Source organism: Aurantiacibacter marinus (genome assembly GCF_001021555.1).
GTDB lineage: Bacteria > Pseudomonadota > Alphaproteobacteria > Sphingomonadales > Sphingomonadaceae > Alteraurantiacibacter > Alteraurantiacibacter marinus.
Window position 1 is genome coordinate 403,229 of the sequence record NZ_LDCP01000003.1, and the last position, 21,551, is coordinate 424,779.

Annotated in this window: 15 protein-coding genes and 1 tRNA gene; 7 read left to right on the plus strand and 9 right to left on the minus strand. The window is 58.6% G+C overall.

Annotated elements, in window-relative coordinates; genetic code table 11:
• The first annotated feature begins 30 nt into the window (after positions 1–30).
• Entirely contained in the window at positions 31–351 is a 321-nt protein-coding gene (gene trxA, locus AB731_RS12000) for a thioredoxin (RefSeq protein WP_047094604.1), read from the plus strand.
• Here the strand turns inward: trxA and AB731_RS12005 are convergent.
• Together AB731_RS12005 and argJ are read right to left on the minus strand one after the other, a co-directional pair.
• Positions 348–1,148, minus strand: a complete 801-nt coding sequence (locus tag AB731_RS12005; RefSeq protein ID WP_047094622.1) for an inositol monophosphatase family protein — start codon at positions 1,146–1,148, stop codon at positions 348–350. The genes trxA and AB731_RS12005 overlap by 4 nt on opposite strands.
• Positions 1,149–1,156: 8 nt before the next feature.
• Positions 1,157–2,383 (minus strand): bifunctional glutamate N-acetyltransferase/amino-acid acetyltransferase ArgJ, encoded by a 1,227-nt coding sequence (argJ, locus tag AB731_RS12010; protein ID WP_047094621.1) that lies wholly within the window; start codon positions 2,381–2,383, stop codon positions 1,157–1,159.
• Between argJ and AB731_RS12015 the strand changes: the two genes are divergently transcribed.
• A complete protein-coding gene (locus AB731_RS12015; protein WP_156167454.1) occupies positions 2,382–2,753 on the plus strand; it encodes a hypothetical protein in 372 nt (123 codons plus the stop codon). The two genes, argJ and AB731_RS12015, sit on opposite strands and share 2 nt — an antisense overlap.
• 89 nt (positions 2,754–2,842) lie before the next feature.
• Entirely contained in the window at positions 2,843–5,644 is a 2,802-nt protein-coding gene (secA, locus tag AB731_RS12020) for a preprotein translocase subunit SecA (protein ID WP_047094602.1), read from the plus strand.
• A gap of 165 nt (positions 5,645–5,809) precedes the next feature.
• Here secA and AB731_RS12025 read toward each other — a convergent pair.
• A tRNA-Asn gene (locus AB731_RS12025) sits at positions 5,810–5,884 on the minus strand.
• A 100-nt stretch (positions 5,885–5,984) separates the two neighbouring features.
• Entirely contained in the window at positions 5,985–6,794 is an 810-nt protein-coding gene (locus AB731_RS12030) for an NAD kinase (RefSeq protein ID WP_047094601.1), read from the minus strand.
• Between the two features lie 89 nt (positions 6,795–6,883).
• Here AB731_RS12030 and AB731_RS12035 point away from each other — a divergent pair, with 89 nt between their 5' ends.
• Entirely contained in the window at positions 6,884–7,699 is an 816-nt protein-coding gene (locus tag AB731_RS12035; protein WP_052769085.1) for an EAL domain-containing protein, read from the plus strand.
• Between the two features lie 21 nt (positions 7,700–7,720).
• On the opposite strand, the gene AB731_RS12040 is transcribed toward AB731_RS12035, so the two are convergent.
• From AB731_RS12040 to AB731_RS12055, 4 genes are all read right to left on the minus strand, one after another.
• Positions 7,721–10,141 (minus strand): S9 family peptidase, encoded by a 2,421-nt coding sequence (locus tag AB731_RS12040; RefSeq protein ID WP_047094600.1) that lies wholly within the window; start codon positions 10,139–10,141, stop codon positions 7,721–7,723.
• Positions 10,142–10,201: 60 nt separating this feature from the next.
• Positions 10,202–13,696: a transcription-repair coupling factor gene (mfd, locus tag AB731_RS12045; protein ID WP_047094599.1), complete on the minus strand. Its 3,495-nt coding sequence runs from the start codon at positions 13,694–13,696 to the stop codon at positions 10,202–10,204.
• A 64-nt stretch (positions 13,697–13,760) separates the two neighbouring features.
• On the minus strand, positions 13,761–14,039 hold the full coding sequence (locus tag AB731_RS12050; protein ID WP_047094598.1) for an FAD assembly factor SdhE: 279 nt from the start codon (positions 14,037–14,039) through the stop codon (positions 13,761–13,763).
• Between the two features lie 58 nt (positions 14,040–14,097).
• A complete protein-coding gene (locus tag AB731_RS12055; protein WP_047094597.1) occupies positions 14,098–14,526 on the minus strand; it encodes a hypothetical protein in 429 nt (142 codons plus the stop codon).
• A 151-nt stretch (positions 14,527–14,677) separates the two neighbouring features.
• Between AB731_RS12055 and recG the strand changes: the two genes are divergently transcribed.
• The 3 genes from recG to AB731_RS12070 all read left to right on the plus strand — a co-directional run bounded on the left by recG (position 14,678) and on the right by AB731_RS12070 (position 20,300).
• A complete protein-coding gene (gene recG, locus AB731_RS12060) occupies positions 14,678–16,750 on the plus strand; it encodes an ATP-dependent DNA helicase RecG (RefSeq protein ID WP_047094596.1) in 2,073 nt (690 codons plus the stop codon).
• A gap of 100 nt (positions 16,751–16,850) precedes the next feature.
• Positions 16,851–18,440, plus strand: coding sequence for an amino acid permease (locus AB731_RS12065; RefSeq protein ID WP_047094595.1), 1,590 nt, complete (start codon positions 16,851–16,853; stop codon positions 18,438–18,440).
• Positions 18,441–18,530: 90 nt separating this feature from the next.
• Complete coding sequence (locus AB731_RS12070; protein ID WP_047094594.1) at positions 18,531–20,300, plus strand: DUF885 domain-containing protein; 1,770 nt, start codon at positions 18,531–18,533, stop codon at positions 20,298–20,300.
• A gap of 9 nt (positions 20,301–20,309) precedes the next feature.
• Here the strand turns inward: AB731_RS12070 and AB731_RS13720 are convergent, their stop codons facing one another.
• A complete protein-coding gene (locus AB731_RS13720) occupies positions 20,310–21,452 on the minus strand; it encodes a GGDEF domain-containing protein (protein ID WP_052769084.1) in 1,143 nt (380 codons plus the stop codon).
• Positions 21,453–21,551 lie beyond the last annotated feature (99 nt).

Here is a 21,551-nt window from a genome sequence, read left to right on the forward strand (position 1 = left end):
AGGGCACCAAGCAAATCAGGAGACGCCATCATGGCTACCAAGAATGTTACCGACGCAAGCTTCCAGGCTGACGTGCTCGATTCCGATAAGCCCGTCCTCGTGGATTTCTGGGCGGAATGGTGCGGCCCGTGCAAGATGATCGCTCCTGCGCTGGAAGAGATTTCGGACGAGCTGGCCGACAAAGTGACAATCGCCAAGATGGATATCATGGAAAATCCCGAGGTGCCCGGGAAGATGGGCGTCCAGTCAATCCCATTCCTCGTATTGTTCAAGGACGGCAAGCCCGTCGCGCAACAAATGGGCGCAGCACCAAAGAACGCACTGAAAGGCTGGCTGGAAGGCGAGCTTTAAGCTTCCAACGCATTTAGCCGCTCTACCATGTCCTCCCACATCGCTGGCGAGGCCGCGCCGACCAGACCTTTACGGTTCCATTCGTCTACCCTGTAGGCGGAACCATCCAGTCGCGCGGCCTTTCCGCCTGCCTCATTCAGCCACAAAACGCCCGCTGCATGATCCCATGCCAGCGTGCGCTCGAAGATTGAAACATCATTCGTCCCCAGAGCAAGCCGCGGATATTGCTCGGCCGCGCAGTAAGGTATGTCGGTAAGGCGATAATGCGGCATGATGTGCGCCTTCATCGCCTCGCGCTGCGCATCGTCCATGAAAATCAGAGAGATTGCGGCGACGGGCGGTGTCTCTCCTGTGGGAATGGCAGTGACTTTCTCGCTACCGATGAATGCGCCTTTGCCGCTGTGCGCCACGCAGAAACGGCCTGACAGACAATCATAGATCCAGCCCGTGTGCGCCTCTCCGCCAGAGGCCATGGCGATCAGAATGCCGAACGGCGGCTTCCCGGCGGCGAAATTGCGCGTGCCGTCGATCGGATCCACAATCCAGCAATCGCCTGTCAGTCCGTCCAGTGCTGAGGGATCGACGTGGACCTGTTCTTCCCCCACGAAGGCGAGGCCGGGAATGATCTTCTCCAACCCTTCGCGCAGCATATGTTCGGAATCGCGGTCTGCCACGGTAACAGGATCGTTGCCGCCTTTGTCCTCGATCTCGCCTTCGGCCAGATTGCGAAAGCGCGGCATGATGGCTTTTTCGGTCACCGTGCGAAGCAAGTCTTCCATTGCGCGATGAAGCGCCATGACGTCATTCATGACCGGTAATCGGCATTGATGCTGATGTATCCGTGGGTGAGGTCGCACGTCCAAACCGTGGCACGGCCTTCGCCAATGCCCAATTCAACGGTGATGTCGATTTCTTGCCCCTCCAGGTGTTTCGCAACCGGCGCTTCATCGTAATCCGCAACGGGCAAGCCATCACGCGCCGCCCAGGTGCCGCCAAAGGCTATGCCGAGTTTGTCCCTGTCGGCAGGTTCTCCCGCTTTGCCAACCGCCATGACAACGCGGCCCCAATTGGCATCTCCCCCCGCAATCGCCGTTTTGACAAGCGGGGAATTGGCAATCGCAAGGCCGACGCGGCGTGCGCTGTCATCGTTTGCCGCGCCCGACACATTCACAGCGATGAATTTGCTCGCCCCTTCGCCGTCGCGCACGACCAGTTGGGCGAGGCTGCGGCAAACATCCTCCAGCGCGGCCATGAAGGCATCCGCGCCGGGATCGTCGAAGGAGGATAGCGGGACATTTCCCGCTTTTCCCGTCGCGAAGGCCAGTACGGTATCGCTGGTGGAAGTATCGCTATCTACGGTGATGCAATTGTAAGTGCGCGCATTGGCACCAGAGAGGCATTGTTGCAGGAAGGCAGGTTCTACTGCAGCGTCGGTGAAGATGTAGCCGAGCATCGTCGCCATATCGGGCGCAATCATGCCGCTGCCTTTGATAATTCCGTTCAGGACGACGCGCGTTTCGCCGATCATCGCGGCGGAAGCCGCGCCCTTCGTAAAGGTGTCCGTGGTGCCGATAGCGCTTGTGGCATCTTCCCAACTGCAAGGCTCTGCGTGAAGTGCCGCCGCAACGCCTTCCTGCGCCTTGTCTTTGGGCAAGGGCACACCGATTACACCGGTGGACGACACCAGTACATCTGACGGCGCGCATTCCAGATGATGCGCCACCTGCGCCATAATCTGCTCCACCGCATCACGCCCGCGATAACCGGTAAAGGCGTTTGAATTGCCCGCATTGACAATCAGGGCGCGCGCCCGGCCCAGCTTCACCTGCTCGCGCCCCATTTCAACCTCGGTAGAGCAGCACACGTTTTGGGTGAAGACGCCCGCCAAGGTCGTCCCCTCTGCCAGCTCGGCATATGTCAGGTCGGCTCGGTCCCAGTTCTTGTACCGCGCGCGGGCAACACGCATGGTCACGCCTTCGACAGGCGGCATATCGGGGAAGGGGCGGGCGAGCGGAGAGCGGGTGAGGTCCATGGGTTTGCTCATAACGAGCCTGCTTTGCGGCTACAACGCGGCAATTTCACCGCATATTCACGCATTCCGGCATAGACTTCGCTGTATCAATCGCTATCTGACAGGCCTTATGCTTCGCCAATTGCTTACTTTGCTTGCCGTAATTTCGGGCTTTACGCTCGCGGCGGAGCCTGTGTCTGCGGCGGATGCAAGTCTGATAAGCATAGCTGCGGCAGAGCAGGCGGATTGCATTGCAGTCGTCAGCACTCCGGTCCAGCTACGTCAGAAAAGCCCTGTTGGCGATGTGCCGCAGGCATGGCCTTGCGCCACAGAGCCAGCGATTGAGCCGGTTCCCAGCGTCCGCATTCAGGTAGACCGCGCGCGCGAATAGCGCCGCAACCCCTTTACATCGCCTGACTTTTCAGGCCGCGCTGATATGCGCGGTCTCATCCCATATTATCCGAACAGGAACAGCCCGCCATGTGGCAGACAATCGCCAAAACCGTTTTCGGTTCTTCGAATGACCGTTACGTCAAATCGCTCGACAAGCTCGTTGCGCGTATCAATTCGCTTGAAGATCAGCTGGTCGATTTTTCCGATGACGAGCTGAAGGCACAAACAGCCAAATTCCGGATCAAGCTGTCGGAAGGTGCCACGCTCGACGACATTATGCCGGAAGCGTTTGCCACAGTGCGTGAGGCTTCGAAGCGTGTGCTGGGTATGCGCCACTTCGATGTGCAGATGGTAGGCGGTATCGTCCTCCATCGCGGCGAAATTGCCGAAATGAAGACGGGCGAGGGTAAGACCCTGGTCGCCACGCTTGCCACCTATCTCAACGCGATCGAGGGCAAGGGCGTGCACGTTGTGACCGTCAATGATTACCTTGCCAGCCGCGATGCCGGCTGGATGGGCCAGCTTTATAATTTTCTTGATCTGACCACGGGCGTGATTGTGCCGAATCTGCCCGAAGCACAGCGGCGGCAGGCCTATGCGGCTGACATCACTTACGGCACAAACAACGAATTCGGTTTCGATTACCTGCGCGACAACATGAAGCAGGAACGCCGCCAGATGGTGCAGCGTCCCTTCAATTACGCAATTGTGGATGAGGTCGATTCCATCCTGATTGACGAAGCGCGTACTCCGCTGATCATCTCCGGCCCGACAGAGGACAAGAGCGACATGTATGTCGCTCTGGACGCGATCATCAAGCAATTGGTGATCGATCATGAAGCTCTGGAAAAAGAGAATGGCGGCCCTCTGGGCGAGGAAGAAGGTTTCTACACCAAGGATGAAAAATCCCGTAACGTCTCGCTGACCGAAATCGGCGCGGAGGAGCTTGAGCAGCGCCTGATCGCATCGGGTTTGCTGGAATCGGACAACCTCTACGATATCGAAAACACCCAGGTTGTGCATCACATGGATCAGGCGTTGAAGGCCGTGGTCATGTTCAAGAAAGACACGGACTACATCGTGAAGGACGACAAGGTCGTCATCATCGATGAATTTACCGGCCGCATGATGGACGGCCGCCGCTGGTCGAACGGGTTGCATCAGGCAACAGAAGCCAAGGAAGGGGTGGAAATCCTGCCCGAAAACCAGACCATGGCCTCGATCACCTTCCAGAATTACTTCCGTATGTATCCCAAATTGTCCGGCATGACCGGTACCGCAGCCACCGAGGCGAGCGAATTCTGGGATATCTACAAACTGAACGTGGTGGAAATTCCTACCAACGTGCCAATTCAGCGCGTTGACGAGGAAGACGAATTTTACAAGAACACGCTCGATAAATTCGCCGCTATTGCCACGGCAATCCGGGAAAAAAGTGAATTGGGCCAGCCGGTTCTGGTCGGTACGGTTTCGATCGAGAAGTCCGAATTGCTCAGCCAGTTCCTTGATAAGGAAGGTGTGAAGCACGCCGTCCTCAACGCGCGGATGCACGAACAGGAAGCCCACATCGTGGCGCAGGCAGGTCGTACGGGCGCAGTGACGATTGCCACTAATATGGCCGGTCGCGGTACTGATATCCAATTGGGCGGCAATGTTGAATTCCGCACCAATGATGAACTTGCCGATATGGAAGATGGCCCTGAGAAGGACGCTGCTATCGCCAAGATCAAGGCTGAAGTTGCTGAGGAAAAGCAGCGGGTGCTGGACGCGGGCGGATTGTTCGTCCTGGGTACGGAACGTCACGAAAGCCGCCGCATCGACAACCAGTTGCGTGGCCGTTCAGGCCGTCAGGGCGATCCGGGCCTGTCCCGCTTCTACCTGTGTCTTGAAGATGACCTGTTGCGCATTTTTGGTCCGGACACGCTGTTTTCCAAGATGATGAATGCCAATCTCGAAGATGGCGAGGCGATCGGCTCCAAATGGCTGTCCAAGGCGATTGAGACGGCACAGAAGAAGGTTGAGGCGCGCAATTACGAAATGCGTAAGCAGGTCGTGCAATATGATGATGTGATGAACGACCAGCGCAAGGTCGTTTACGAACAGCGCAGCGAAATCATGGATTCGGAACGTGTGGACGACGTGGTCGAAGACATGCGCCGTGATGCCATCAATGCGATTGTCACCAAGGCATGCCCTCCGGGCTCCTACCCTGAACAGTGGGATGTTGCGGGCCTGTCGGAAAAGATCGACGAAGTCCTCGGGCTTACTGTCCCGTTGGACGAGTGGCTGCAGGAAGATCAGGTCGAACCCGACATGATCGAAGAACGTCTGCAAAAACTTTCCGAAGAAAGCCTGGCTTCCCGGACCGCCGATATTCCGGAAGATTCCTGGCGCCGGGTGGAAAAGAGCATTCTGCTTGAACGGCTCGACTATCACTGGAAGGAACATCTCGCGACGCTCGACGCGCTGCGTCAGGTTGTGTTTCTGCGCGCCTATGCGCAAAAGCAGCCGATCAATGAATACAAGCAGGAAGCCTTCGGTCTGTTCGAGACAATGCTCGATACGCTGCGAGAGGACGTGACCAAGGTTCTGCTCACGGCAGAGTTCCGTCCCGCCGCGCCGCCTCCGCCGCGCACACTGCCGGATTTGCCGGAATTCCTGACGGGGCATATCGACCCGTTCACCGGGGAAGATAATTCCAATGATGGTGATGGCTCGGCAGCACGCGCACCTCTGTTCGGAACGCTGGCGGGATCGCCGGTGGCCTCCACCGGTTCGGGCGGCGCACAGTCGGCAGATCCTTATGCCGGCCAGAATGTCAGTCGTAATTCACCCTGCCCCTGTGGCTCCGGCAGCAAGTATAAGCACTGTCACGGTGCACAAGCATAATTGATGTCCGCGCGCCGTCACGGCGCGCGGACATCGGCCGTGATCCGTCACGCATCGATCCGAAGAAATTTGAACGGGTGGCTGTCTGCAAGCAGGAACAGCTGCATGGCTGAGCTGCAAACCTGCCGCCGCACTTGCGGGTGCAAAAGCCTCAAGTGGAAAAAATGGCTCCCCGAGTAGGATTCGAACCTACGGCCAAGTGATTAACAGTCACCTACTCTACCGCTGAGCTATCGGGGAGCAGCCCCCAAGCGGTGTTGAGGGGGCAGGGATGCGCCTATATGGGCGGCGATTTGGTTTGGCAAGGCCCTGTTTTAAGGACTTCGTCTATTACATGCGGTCAGGTGATAAATTGCTCTGCCACGATGCGTTCATCCAGCGCATGTCCGGGATCAAATAGCAGGGTCATTTTCTTGTCGCGCGCAATTTCCACATGGACTTCTGCAACATCGCGTACCTCTTTCTGGTCCGCCACCACGGCGACGGGCCGTTTGGCCGGTTCGTGGACGCGGAAAGTCACGCGGCTGCTTTCCGGCAGAATGGCGCCAGGCCAGCGGCGCGGGCGGAATGGGCTGATCGGAGTGAGCGCGAGCATCTGCGAATCGAGTGGCAGGATCGGACCATTGGCGGATAGATTGTATGCGGTAGAGCCAACCGGGGTGGCCAACAGGACACCGTCGCCTGCCAGTTGCGGAATGCGGACCCGGCCATTGACCGAAATTTCAATCTTCGCTGTTTGCCGTGTTTCGCGCAGCAGGCTGACTTCATTGATCGCGCAGGAACTGACGCTTTCCCCTGATTGCGTTATCGCCTCCATCCGCAACGGTGAAACGATAAGCGGTTTCGCCCTTGCTATCCGGGAAGTGATGTCTCCGTATCCGTAATATCGATTCATCAGAAAACCGACTGTACCCAGGTTCAGCCCAAAGACAGGTAAGCTGCGATGGCTGTCGAGCATGTCATGCAAGGTATCCAGCATGAACCCGTCGCCGCCGAGAGCGACCACGGCATCAGCGTCGTCCAGCGATACAAAATCCGCGCGCTCTGCCAGTTCTTGTGCTGCCTTGGCCGATTTCTCCGTGTCTGAATGCAGCAGGGCGAGCCGCTGATAGCCCGGTTGCTGTTCCCCAGTCTGCATTGCGTCTCCCATCGCAGGCGACACTATGGAGCGCCGTCCCGATTTGCAACGCGCCATTATCAGTGAGAGACTACACCCGCCACGTTTGGCAGGAGGCTGCAATGTCAATTCCAGCACAAACTATCGATCGCAGGGCCAGAACGGATCGCAGGCGGACAGAACCGCATCCGGTTACAGAAGACCTTGCGGACGCTTTGACGGCCGATGAAATCCAGTTGCTGTTCCAGCCGCAATATCGCAGCTCCGATGGCGCGTTGGCTGGGGCTGAGGCGCTGGTCCGTTGGGAACATGAAGACCACGGCGTACTTGCAGGAGATGCCTTGGTGGCGATTTCTCAAAGCGGGGGCATTGCCCGCCGCCTGTCCCGCCACATTGCGCGTGCGTCACTTTCAGCGGCGGCGCATTGGCCAGGCCATTTGCGTTTGTCGATCAATGTCACGGCGATGGACCTGTTCGATCGGACTTTCGGCGAAGAATTGCTAGCCATGATCGCTGATGCGAACTTTCCGGCAGAGCGGCTGACATTGGAAATCACAGAGCAGGCGCTGGTGGCCGATCTCGACCGGTCTGCAGAACGGCTGAATTATCTGGCCGGCAAAGGGATCCGGATTGCGCTTGATGATTTTGGAGCCGGTTTTTGCAACTTCCGGTATTTGAAGGTCCTGCCATTACATGCGCTCAAGCTTGATCGCTCGATGATTGAAGGCGTGGCAAATGATTCGCGCGACCTGGCCGTATTGCGCGGTATTATCGCGATGGCCCGTGCGCTTGACCTGTGCGTGATTGCAGAAGGCATCGAAACGGAGGGCCAGCGCGCTGTTGCCATGCGCGAGGGGTGCGACATCATCCAGGGCTATCTTGCTGGCAGGCCCATGTCGTCCGGGCGATTTGCCACACTGGCCGCGGTTACGGCATAAAGCGCAACCGCGGTCATTTGGTCATTCTGATGCAGACTGTTCGGGCGTCGGCCCGGCGTTCTTAACGTGGACGTCAAACCAGTCGATCATCTCTGCCAGGGTATGCAGCACCGATTCCCGGCCGCGATAACCATGACTTTCGTATGGCAGCATAACCAGTCGCGCAGTGCCTCCAGTGCCCTTTACAGCTGCGAACATGCGTTCTGATTGCTGCGGGAAGGTGCCGGAATTGTTGTCGTTATTGCCGTGGATCAACAGCATCGGCTCATTGATCATATTAGCCGCCATGAAGGGCGACAGTTCATAATATGTTTCCGGCGCATCCCAGAAAATGCGTCGTTCCGACTGGAAGCCGAAAGGTGTGAGCGTCCGGTTGTAGGCACCTGAGCGGGCTATCCCGGCGCGGAAGATATCGCTCCTGGCCAGTAGGTGCGCTGTCATGAACGCGCCGTAGCTGTGCCCGCCAACGCCTACGCGGTAGCCGTCGCTGATCCCGCGCGTCACAGCAAAATCGACCGCTGCCTGACCGCTGGAGACGACCTGTTCGATGAAAGTATCGTTTACCGTCTCAGGATCATTGCCGATCACCGGCATGGAAGCATTGTCCAGCACGGCATAACCTTGAGTCAGGAAGAACAGGTGCGAATATCCGCCGATGCGCGTGAAGCGATAGGGCGAATCGCGGTTTTGCGAAGCGGTACCAGCGCTGTTGAATTCACGCGGGTAGGCCCAAACGACCAGCGGCACTTGCCGCCCCTGTACGTACCCGGAAGGAAGATAAAGCGTCGCGGTCAGCTCTGTTCCGTCTTCCCGTGTGTAGGTAACAAGTTCACGGCTGATGCCGGTCAATTCAGGATGCGGATCTGGGAATTCGGTGAGCGCTGTCATGATGTCACCAACGCGCAGCCGGTAATTGCCCGGATCGGTAGGGCTTTGGAAATATGTGACGAAGGCGCTGTCGCTGTCATCCAGCACATCGACGACGCTCTCCAAATTTTCGCCTGTGTTGCGCCAGATTTCCTGCGTGTCCAACGTGGCCAGATCGAAGCGCCGCAAGAACGGTCTCAGTCCTTCGGGCGTGGCCCCGCTGCCACTGAGCAACAGCACGCCATCATCATTGCGGGCCACGTTAAAGCCCGATGCGGTGGTCACAGTAACCGGAGAGCCGGGGTCGTTATAGGCATCCTGCGAATCGCGCAGATTGATCACACGGTCCGGGTTGTCGCCTGTGACATCGACATGGGTCAGGCGAATTTCGCGGCTGTCGCGGTCGTAATCATAGGCGATGACATCGTCTGTATCTTCCATACCAACGAAGCCGGAAAAACGGTCTTCGAAGCGGGCAATTTCAATCGGCTCGCCAGAAAACGGTGCGGCAAGGCCCATCATTGCATCGCGCACATCGGCTTCAACGCGCGGATCGCCGCCGTCCTGCGCCTCGGCCCAAACGAGCAGCGAGTCCTCTGTCGGATGCCAGGTTATCGAGCGGCGGCCGGTTGGAACGCCCTGAACCGGAAGATTGTCTGCCAGTGGCTGCTCGGCAATGGTTACTATGAGTTCCCCTGAAGCGTCAGTTACAACAGAGGTCTGCGGGAAGCGGCTGTAAGGCACCTGATAGCTGAACGGCTGTTCGAGCCATTCCATGAGCATATATCCACCATCCGGCGATGCTCCGGCATAGGTGTAGATGCGCGGCTCACCCAGAATTTCCGGCGCGCCGCCATCCAGCGAATAGGCAACTGGCTGACTTGTGGTCAGCCATGTAAACAGCGCCTCATCATGGGGGTTTTCCAGCAAGTCCTGATAGGTGCGCGTCTGCGCTTCCTCGCCTCCTGATGCATCCTGGATTGCAGGCCCCACAGGGGTGGGCGATGCAACGGGCATAGGCCGGCGATTCGCAGGCGATGCGAGGATCAGCAAGCGGCCATCGGGCAGCCAGCGCGGTCCCTGAAAGATCGGATTTATGCCGCGTTCGCACAGCGTTGTTGCCTCGCCGCTGGCTGTATCCAGCACCATCAGCGCCATGCCGTCTGCATAGGTGTTGGTGAACGCAACGTGGCGGCCATCGGGCGACCAGCTGAGGTCGGACACGTCGGCTTCCGCGGGCAGAGCGACCTGCCGCTCTGCCCCATCGGCTATGTCGCGCAAGGCCATGCCGACAAAGGCGCGGGTTCCGTGGCGGTCGTTAATAGCAGCATCAAGCCGCAGTCCGGCCAGCTTTTCCATCGGACGCGCGAGTTCGGACACTGGCGGGAGGCTTTCCCGTTCCAGCAACAGAACCGTGTCACCAGCGGGCGAAACGGAAACGCTGGGGGAGGGTGCGCGCGTTACGATGTCGGCGACATCGGCGGGCGGCTGACGGTAGGTTTCTTGCGCCGCAACGGACGCAGCGAGCGGGCCGGCAAGTGAAAGGGCAAGGCCGGTGGAAAGCAGCAAACGCATTGGTTGATAGTCCTCCTGTTGAGCGCACTATTGAGGCGCGTCGGCCGGATGACAAGTGCGCTATGCCGCTTTCTTTGCGGCCCTTTTTACCACGCTACTCAAACCCTTGGTCAACTGGAACAGGCCATTGAGGCGGCTTTGCGGATCGCCCCATGCACGGTTGATGACCAGCTTCATATCGGGCCGCAGCTTTGCGGTACCGTTGAGCCTGTCGACATAGGCGATGAGGCCCACGGGATCGGGGAAATTATCCTCATGGAATGTCACAAGCGTGCCGCGCGCGCCAACATCGATCTTGGCGATATGGGCGGTAATGGCCTGCGCCTTGATCTCGATCAGGCGGATCAGGTTCTTTGTGGGCTGCGGCAGTTCGCCAAAGCGGTCGATCATTTCGGCAGCAAGACTTTCGATCTCGGCCTGTCCCTCTGTCTGGTTGAGGCGGCGGTATAGCGCCATGCGCACGGCCAGATCGGGCACATATTCTTCCGGGATCATGATTGGCGCATCGACGGTAATCTGCGGAGAGAACCCGCTGCTGTCCGGTGCAAGACCTGCTTCTCCGGCCTTTGCCGCCAAGATCGCATCTTCCAGCATGGATTGATACAGCTCGAACCCGACTTCGCGGATATGGCCGCTCTGTTCGTCCCCAAGCAGGTTCCCCGCGCCGCGAATATCGAGATCATGGCTGGCAAGCTGGAAACCTGCGCCCAGACTGTCCAGGTCACTCAGCACTTTCAGGCGCTTCTCCGCCACTTCGGACAGCTGTGTGTCGGCAGGTGTCGTCAGATAGGCGTAGGCGCGAATTTTCGCGCGGCCCACGCGCCCTCGCAACTGGTAAAGCTGCGCCAGACCAAACCGGTCTGCGCGGTGGATGATCATGGTGTTGGCGGTCGGCAGATCCAGCCCGCTCTCGATGATCGTGGTGGACAGCAGCACTTCGTATTTGCCTTCGTAAAAGGCGCTCATCCGTTCTTCGATTTCGCCCGCGTTCATCTGGCCGTGAGCGGATACGACCTTCACTTCGGGCACGGTATCGCGCAGCCATTCCTCTATCGGACCCATGTCGGAAATGCGCGGTACCACGATGAAGCTCTGCCCGCCGCGATGGTGTTCGCGCAGCAGTGCCTCGCGCACCACCATATCGTCCCATTCCATCACATATGTCCGCACGGCCAGACGATCGACCGGCGGGGTCTTGATGGTGGAAAGCTCCCGCAGCCCGCTCATCGCCATCTGCAGGGTACGCGGGATGGGCGTTGCGGTGAGGGTGAGGACATGCACATCGGCACGCAGGGCCTTCAGCTTTTCCTTATGCGTAACGCCGAACCTTTGTTCTTCGTCCACAATTACCAGTCCCAAATTCTTGAACTGGGTGTTCTTTGACAAGATGGCGTGTGTGCCGATCACGATGTCGACGGTGCCGTCTGCCAGCCCTTCGCGCGTCTCCTTCATCTCCTTGGCGGAAACGAGGCGCGAAAGGCGCCCGATATTCAGCGGGAAACCTGCGAAACGGTCACAGAAGTTCTGATAATGCTGGCGCGCAAGCAGAGTGGTTGGCGCGATCATTGTCACCTGCTGGCCATTCATCGCTGCGACAAAGGCGGCGCGCAGGGCAACTTCTGTTTTGCCAAAGCCAACATCACCGCAGACAAGGCGATCCATTGGTCGCCCGCTTTCAAGGTCGCGCAGAACGTCGGCAATGGCAGCTTCCTGATCGTCGGTTTCTTCATACTGGAAGCGGTCCAGGAACTGGTTGTAGCTGGCTTCGTCAGGGGCAAGCACTGGCGCTTTGCGCAAGGCACGCTGGGCGGCGATTTTCATCAGTTCGCCTGCGATTGCCTGAATGCGTTCTTTCAGTCTGGAACGGCGGCGCTGCCAAGCTTCCCCTCCAAGCCGGTCCAGCTGAACATTGTCTTCGGAAGAGCCATAACGGCTAAGAACGTCGATATTCTCGACAGGTATGAACAGCTTGTCACCGCCAGCATATTCCAAACGCACACAGTCATGCTGGCTTTGGCCGACGGGAATGGGTTCCAGCCCGATATACTTGCCGATGCCGTGGTCCACATGGACGACCAGATCACCTTCGCCAAGCGCCTGCAGTTCGGCCAGAAATGCATCGGCATCTTTCTTACGCTTTTTGCGGCGGACCAGCCTGTCACCCAGCAGATCCTGCTCTGTAATCAGTTCCAGCTCATCGTTGGCAAAGCCAGTGTCGAGCGGCAGCACCATAGCTGTAGGCGTGGCTACACCCCCTTTGGGGGCTGCTGCGCCGAGCGCTTCTTGCCAGGTGTTCGCAATCTGGACCGGCGTTCCTGCCTCCCCGATGATCGAAGTTATCCGGCTGAGCGACCCTGCTGTATAGGCTGCGAGAAGTGGACGTTTGCCGGCCTTGGCAAGTGCAGCAAGATGTTTTGCCGCCGCTTCATAAACATTCGCGCCTTGAGAGCGCTCCGGCGAGAAATCGCGAGCTGAACGAAAGCCGAAATCGACCGATTTTTCGCTTTCCGGCTCGGGGAAAATCGATGCCTTGTGAATGGGCCATGCGGCCATTGCCTGCTTGAATTCCGTATCGGTCAGATAAAGCAATTCGGGATCAATCGGGCGGTAGCTGCCTCGGCTCTGGCCGGAAGTTTCGCCGCGCTGGCGATGGTAGTCGGCAATGTCCGACAGGCGTTCGTCTGCGGCTGAAAGCGCCCCGGAATCGATGATAAGCGTGTCTGCCGCGTCAAAATGATCAAACAGCGTTGACAGCTTCTCCTCGAATAGGGGCAGCCAATGCTCCATGCCCGCAAGTCGGCGACCATCGCTTACGGCTTCATACAACGGGTCTTGCGTGGCGCTGCCGTCAAAACTCTCGCGGTAACGGCTGCGGAAACGCTTTATCGAATCTTCGTCCAGCAAAGCCTCGCTGGCTGGCAGCAGCAGATGGTCTTCGATGGTCGCAGTGGTGCGCTGCGTGCTGGGGTCGAACAGGCGCAGGCTTTCAAGCTCGTCTCCGAAGAAATCCAGCCTCAAGCCTGCCTCAAGCCCGCTGGGGTATATATCCACGATGGAGCCGCGCATGGCGAATTCGCCCGTGTCCACCACAGTATCAACGCGGGTGTAGCCCTGCTTTTGCAAAAGCACCGCGAGGCTTTCATGACCTATTACCGTGCCAACCCTGAATTCGCGGACCGCTTCACGAATGCGGAACGGGGTCAGGACGCGCTGGAGCAGGGCGTTGACGGTAGTGACGACCAACTGGCTTCCGGACTTACCGGTTTGCAGTCGATGCAGCGCTGCCAATCGTTGTGCACTGACCGACATGGCCGGGCTGGCGCGGTCATACGGCAGGCAGTCCCACGCCGGAAACTCGATCACCTGCAATTCGGGCGCAAAGTAGTGCGCTGCGTCCACTACCGCGCGCATCGCTGTATCATCAGGCGCGATAAACACCGCGCGGCCTTTCGCAGCGCGTGCCAGATCGGCCAGCACAAGCGGCTGCGCACCGCGCGCCACTTGCGAAAGGATGCGCGCCTGATCGGCGTTCAGGATACGGGAAAGATCGGGCATAGGGGCTTCAACTGTTGGCAAGCGAAAAAGCCCCCAGCTCGAAAAGAGATGGGGGTCAGATCACCTAGATGCTCACATAGTCGAGCTTGCGCAAGACCTCCATTTGGTCACCTGCAAGATGCTCTGGCGGATCGCCGCGGCCCATTGCCCACGCCATGACATCAACATCGTCTTCATCCAGCAAGGCTTCGAACCAGACAAGCGCTGCGTCGTCCCACTGCGCATGGTACGTGTCGAAATAGCAGCCGAACATATAATCGGCTTCGCGTGTTCCGCGATGCCACGCCCGGAATTTCGCCCTGGCGAGACGGGTGGCTAGAGGGTTCTCGGTTGTATCGGTCATAACAAAAGGGGCGCCTCATTGAATGAAGCGCCCCATGTGTGCCTTTAGGCAGACCCGATCAAGGGTGGGTGTGGGTGAACAGGACCAACTCGTCTTCGATCAGTTCGTCATATTCTGCGCCAAGCGCTTCCATCGCCTCATCGCTTCCGGCCATACGCGCCAGTTCCGCGAAGAAGCTTTCGCGTTCAGCATTGGCGTGGGTGTCGAAAGTGGACATACCGCGTGGCAATTCCATCACGAGCATCAGATCGTAATCGGGATTCATCATGACCCAGTGCACTGTTACAGGAGCCAGGCCAGCTGCCGCACGCGCTGGTGCAAACATCGTTTCTTGCAATTCGGCCCAACGATTGTCTGCTCCATCGGCAAGGTCGATCATTGTGATCCGATAACTGGTCCGAGCCTCTTCAGCTTCTTGCGCCTGAGCAGGCGTCGCAAGGAGCGCCAAAGTTGCAGATGCGGCCAACAATTTCGTGAATTTGAACATAGAAGTCCCCCAAAAGGTTCGTGAATACGACCCCGGCTGCGACCCCGGCCGAAGCAATAGCATTGTTGAGCCAAATCAGGAAATCCCATTTTTGTGCACGGTTGTGTCGGTGGCTTCGCAACAGCGAAACTAGACGCTATGGGGACAGGCAATGCGGCCCGAAATCCTCAATCCCCTGTTTACAGAAATCGACAGTCTGGAAGGCGTGGGCCCTAAGCTGAAGAAGCCGCTTGCCAAGCTCTGGCTCGAACGGGTGCGGGATGTGCTCTATCACTTGCCAGAGCGGTTCGTGACGCGGCGCGCGGTCCAGGATCTGGACGATGCGCACGTCGGGGAGCAAGTGGTTGTCGCGCTCACCACGATGGAGCATCGCAGCCCGCGCAATCCCGGGCGCGGGCCGTACCGGGTGCTGACGCAGGACGCGCAGGGCAATGTCTGCACGCTCACCTATTTCGGACGCGCCAGCTACACTGCGAAAAAGCAGCTGCCGGTGGGCGAAACGCGCTGGGTGGCGGGGCGGCTCGATCAATATGACCAGATGCTCCAGATCGTTCATCCTGATCATGTGGCCGAGAAAAGCGCGGATGCGATGGGCAAAATGGTGGAGCCGATTTACCGCCTTGCCGAAGGTCTGACGCAGCCGCGCATTGGTTCTTTCGTGGAGCAAGCGCTCGCCCGCGCGCCTGAGCTTCCAGAATGGATCGAACCGACTACGCTGAAGCGCGAAGGATGGCCAAGTTGGCGTGAGGCGCTGGCGTTGGCGCATCAAGGAGAGAATGAGAAAGCGCGCGACAGGCTCGCCTATGATGAATTGTTTGCCAATGCGCTCGCCCTGCTGCTCGTGCGGCAGAGCAATCGGGCGCGCAAGGGGCAGAGCCTTCAGGGCGACGACTCGCTGCGAGGCAAGCTCCAATTGCCGTTCCCGCTAACGGGCGCGCAGGAGCGCAGCATTGCCGAGATTACCGGCGATATGGCACAGGCCAGCCCGATGCTTCGATTGCTGCAAGGCGACGTTGGCGCAGGCAAGACAGTCGTGGCGTTGGAGGCGATGCTGGTTGCGGTGGAGGCAGGCGCGCAAGCCGCGTTGCTGGCTCCGACCGAATTGCTTGCCCGCCAGCATCTGGAAAGCCTGCGCAATCTCTCCGCGTCCACCGGAGTTGAAATCGCTCTGCTGACAGGGCGTTACAAGGGCCGCGCGCGGGAAAGCATTTTGATGGGCCTGCTTGATGGCAGTATCGACATTGTGGTCGGCACCCATGCGATCTTCCAGCAAACCGTGAACTACAAGAACCTGGGTCTTGTAGTGATCGATGAACAACACCGCTTCGGTGTGTCGCAGCGCCTGTTGCTCACCCAAAAAGGTAAGGTGACTCCGCATACGCTGGCGATGACAGCGACGCCGATCCCGCGCACGCTGGTGCTGGCCAATCACGGCGAAATGGAAGTCAGCCGCCTGGATGAACTTCCACCAGGCAGGCAGGCGATTGACACCCGCGTCTTGCCGCTCGACCGGCTCGAGGACATTGCCGCCGCTGTGGGCCGCCATGTGACCAGCGGACAACAGGCCTATTGGGTGTGCCCGATGGTGCGCGGCACTGAAAGCGAGAATGAAGACCTCGCCGCTGCGGAAGCGCGCTACGCTGCCTTGAAAGAGCGCTTCGGTGATGATGTGGTGCTGGTCCACGGACAACTCGCGCCCGAATTGAAAGACGCCGGAATGGCACGCTTTGCCTCTGGCGGCGCAAAGATATTGGTCGCAACAACCGTGATCGAAGTGGGTGTGGACGTGCCCAATGCCACGCTGATGGTGATTGAACAGGCAGAACGCTTCGGTCTTGCACAGCTCCACCAGCTGCGCGGCCGTGTCGGGCGTGGTGCGGAGAAATCGACCTGCCTCCTGCTACGCGGCAATGAATTGTCCGAAACGGGCAAGAAACGCCTCGAACTGATGAAAAGTTCGCAAGACGGGTTTGAACTGGCCGAGGAGGATCTGCGCCTGCGGGGCGGCGGCGAATTGCTCGGCACACGCCAGAGCGGCGACGAAGGCTTCAACATCGCCTCGCTGGAGCAAGTCACGCGGTTGATCGACACTGCCAACAATGATGCCAAATTGCTGGTGGAAAACGAGGGCGGCCTCGAAGGCTCGGGCAGAGGCGAAGCCGCGCGCACGGTGCTGTATTTGCTGGAACGCGACTGGGGCGTGCAAACCTTGCGGGGCGGCTGAACAACTATGCAATTGCGCGGACTGAATTTTGGAGTAAATCTGGGCGCACCGGCTGGTCGGGCAGGGAAGTCCTGCTGCAAGCCTGGGGGAAACCTCCTCAATGTTTCTAGATCGGGTCAAGCCTCTGGATGCCATACTGGCAACAGCGGAACGTAAATCGCTGCACCGCACTCTTGGTGCTTTCCAGCTTATGTTGTTCGGTATTGGTTGCATCATCGGCACAGGGATCTTCGTGCTGACGGCTGCTGGCGCGCAAAAGGCTGGTCCGGGCCTGATGCTGGCTTTCGTCATAGCGGGCACGGTCTGCATAGTAGCTGCGCTTTGTTATGCGGAAATCGCTTCCATGATCCCGGTTGCCGGGTCTGCCTATACTTACAGCTATGCGACCGTGGGCGAATTCATCGCATGGACAGTTGGGTGGGCGCTCGTTTTGGAATATGCGATTGCTGCCTCCGCAGTTTCGGTCGGTTGGTCGGGTTATTTCGCAGGCACGATTCTTGGCGATACATTCGGCATTTCGCTGCCCGTATCGTTGACAGCTGGTCCATTGGCGTTGGGCGGTGCACCTGGCGGGTTCATCAACCTGCCTGCAATGGTGATTGCCCTGCTCGTCACATGGCTGCTGATGATCGGCACGTCCGAAAGCGCAAAGGTAAATGCGGTTCTGGTGCTGATCAAAGTGACTGCACTGACAGCTTTTATCGCTCTGACGCTCACCAGTTCGGAATTTGATGTGGCGCGGTTCAATCCGTTTTTGCCAGCCGGCGTCTTCGGCGGGTGGGGGACAGGCGTAGGCGCAGTTGGAGCAGCAGCGACGATTTTCTTTGCCTATGTCGGCTTTGATGCGGTTTCGACCGCAGCTGAAGAAACCAAGAATCCGCAGCGGAACGTTCCCATCGGTTTGGTCGGATCGCTGCTGTTCTGCACCGTGTTCTACATTCTTGTCGCAGCAGGTGCGATTGGCACAATTGGCGGCCAACCGATCATGGGGCCAGGTGGCATTCCCTTTCCTGCAGGATCTGAAGAACTGGCACGTCAATGCGCGCTACCGCAGTTTTCCGATGCTCTTGTCTGCTCGAACGAGGCGCTTGCCCACGTTCTCAGAGAGATCGGCTTTGGCGCAATCGGGAATGTTCTGGGCTACGCCGCCATCCTCGCCTTGCCTTCGGTCATTCTTGTGCTTCTGTTCGCGCAAACGCGGATTTTCTTCGTAATGAGCCGGGACGGGTTGCTGCCTGAAGGCCTTTCCAAAGTGCATCCCAAGTGGAAAACGCCGTATGTTGTGACTGCCATCACCGGCGTGATCGTGGCAATCGGGGCGGCCTTCTTCCCCGTGGGCCAGTTGGCAGATATCGCAAATGCGGGAACACTGTATGCCTTCGCGATGGTTGCGGTTGCGGTAATGGTTCTGCGCCGGACCGATCCAACCCGAACGCGATCATTCCGCGTGCCTGCGCTGATGATTATCGGGCCTGTAACTGTACTGGGCTGCGTCTTCCTGTTCCTCAATCTGCCTTTGGAGGCGATGCTGGTCCTGCCGGTCTGGACCTTGATCGGCTGCGTAATCTATTTTGGTTACAGTCGTGGCAGCAGCCATCTGGGCCGCGGCATTATCGAAGTGCCGGAAGTGGAAGTTGCAACTACACTGGAACCGGATATCCCGGGCATCGCTGATCGCAACCGGGATTGAGACAGAGCGGTATTACGACTGACGGTCTTGCCATCCCGCGCCAACGGCCTAGTCTCCGGCGCAACCAATTGACGCTGGAGACACCGCCGTATGACACGCCCGCTTTTCGCCGCTTCTGCCTTCGCACTGGCCATAGCCGCAGCGCAGCCAGCATTCGCTCAGGATGCCGAGGCGGAGTTTGTCGAATTGCGGGAAGAGGTATGGGAGTGGACGCTCGACAATTCGCCTAATCTAGCGACCAGCATTGGTGATCGGCGCGGGGATGCGCAGCTGGGTGACAATTCGCTGGCCGGGTCCGATGCGCGGCTGGCCCAAACCCAGGCGTTTCGCGAGCGGCTGGAAGCCATCTCGGCTACCGACCTGCCGCAAAATTTGCGCATAGATCACGCACTGATGGCGCGCGACTTTAATGATACGCTGGAAGCCGCGCAGCATAATCATACGCATTTCATCGCCTTTACCAATCGCGGCGGGCCGCAAGGCGCGATCTCCGGGCTGGCATACGGCTCCCCGCTGTTCACTGCCGCTGATTACGAAAGTTACATTGGCAGGCTGGAGGCATTCCCGACCTATGTCGCAAATGTGATCGAGCGGAGCGACAACGCGGTTGCGCTGGGTCTGACCCAGCCTTGTGAACCGATGCAGGGATACGAAAATTCGATCACCGGATTGATCGCGGAAACGCCAGAAGATTCGGTCTGGTGGAGCGCGTTTGAAACCCGCCCCGGGACTATATCCGACAGTGAATGGGCGGCCCTGGAGCAGCGCGGACGCAGCGCCATTACCGAGGGCGCATTTGCCGGACTGCGCAGCTTCGCCGATTTCTACACGCAGGAATATGCGCCTGCCTGCCGTACCGACGAAGCGCCGGGCATTGGCGGCACGCCGGGCGGACAGGAATACTACGCCTACCGCGTGCGCAGCTTCACCACCACTGAGATGACGCCGCAGGAAGTGCACGATCTCGGCCAGTCCGAAGTCGCGCGTATTCGTGCCGAAATGGAAGCGGTGGCAGCGGAAGCGGGCTTTGATACGCGCGAGGCGTTTATCGAGCATCTGCGCACCGACCCGCAGTACTATCCCGAGGATGAAGAGAGCTATCTGCAATATACGCAGGCTTTGGCGAAGGAAATTGACGGCTGGATGCCGCGTTTGTTCGGAACCTTGCCGCGTCTGCCTTACACTGTGCAGCCTATTCCTGCGGCGAACGCTCCGGGCAACACCACCGCCTATTACGAGCGCGGCTCAATGGCGACGGGGCAGGCGGGCATTTACCGCCTCAACCTGACCGAACTGGATCAGCGGCCCTTGTGGGAATTGCCCGCACTGGGCGTGCATGAGGCCGTTCCGGGCCATCACCATCAGATTTCCTTGCAGCAGGAACTCGATATCCACCCGCTGCGCGCCAATGGCACCTTCTTCACAGTCTTTGTCGAGGGCTGGGGACTGTATTCGGAACGGCTCGGGATCGAGATGGGGCTGTATGACACACCAGCAAAGGAAATGGGCCGTTTGAGTTACGAAATGTGGCGCGCGAGCCGACTGGTGGTGGATACTGGCATTCATGCACTGGGCTGGACGCGGCAGGAGGCCGTCGATTTCATGCTGGCCAACACGGCATTGTCCGAAGGCAACATCAATGCCGAGGTCAATCGCTATATTACTTGGCCGGGGCAGGCGCTTGCATACAAGCTGGGTGAGCTGAAAATTCGCGAGCTTCGGGCGCGTGCTGAGCAAACGCTTGGCGCAGACTTCGACCTGCGCGCTTTCCACGATACAGTGCTTGAGAATGGCTCTGTTCCGCTGGATGTGCTGGAAGCGCATGTCGATGCGTGGATCGCCAGCGAACTTTCAACTTAAGCCAGAGGATCAGGCTGCCAGGCGCACCTGATCGCGCCCGCCCTCTTTCGCCTCATAAAGTGCCTCGTCCGCGCGGGCTATCAATGAGGTACGGTCGTCGCCCTTGCCAAAGCGCGACACGCCAAAGCTCAGGGTAACCGTGATCGCAGCACCGTCTTCTATAAGGACCGGCAAACCAGCAATCGCGCTACGCAGTCTTTCACAAGCGGCCAGCGCCGCATCGGTATCGCAATCAGGGAAGATGATAACAAATTCTTCGCCACCAAGTCTGCCAATGACATCCTGATCGCGCATCATTTGTGTGGCCACCTGGCCCACAGCCTTGATGACTTCGTCGCCGGCAGGGTGGCCGTAGGTATCATTCACTCGCTTGAACCGGTCGATATCGAGTATCGCGATAGACAGCGGCCTGCTGGATCGTTTGGATGCACCAATCATGCGATCAAGAGAGCGCAACAATTCCCGGCGGTTCGAAAGGCCGGTTAGCTCATCAGTCTCGGCGAAGCGGCGGATTTTGTCAAAAGCGGCAGCTTCACGCTCTAGCGAACGGCGTAGAGCCATCGCAAAGACACTGCCTACAGCCAACAACAACAGACCGACAAGGCCCAGCAATTCGATAAAACGGTGGGTGCGCAAGGCCGCGGCGTCGGCGCGCTGCATGCGCTGCTCCAAGATCGCGTGCGCCTCTTCTTCAAGCAAATCGATCTGACCCATGATCTCTTCGATTGCATTGCGGCCCAAACCAGAACGGACACGATCTACCGCTGCCTCACCTGAGCCTTCGCGCATCAAATTGATTACGATCGCTGAACTTTCGAGATATTCGCGAACGTTTGCGCGCAAAAGAGGCTGCCGGGCCGCTTGCGCTGGGTAATCGGCAACCAGTTGTTCAATTCTGTTTACAGTCTTCAACGCGTTTATTCTGCCTTCGAGATATGGCTCGAGGAAAAGCTCGTCCTGTGTAAGCAGATAGCCGCGTTCACCGCGCACCACGGAAAGCGTCGCGAGCTTCAGCGCCGAAGTTTCCGTGAGCACCTGGCGCGTCGCAGCCTCTTGAGCCTTGGCTATCGCCTCTTCTCGGGTAGAGTCGAAAGTCATCACGCTTGCGGCCACAAGCAATCCTGCCAGCAGCAAACTTGCCACGATGGCCACACCGCCGATCCATGCTGACGGTTTACGATGGAATTCCCGCAAGGCTATCTTTGGCGAAAGGGATAAACCGAAAATCATGCGGCCGGATACCAGCAAGTG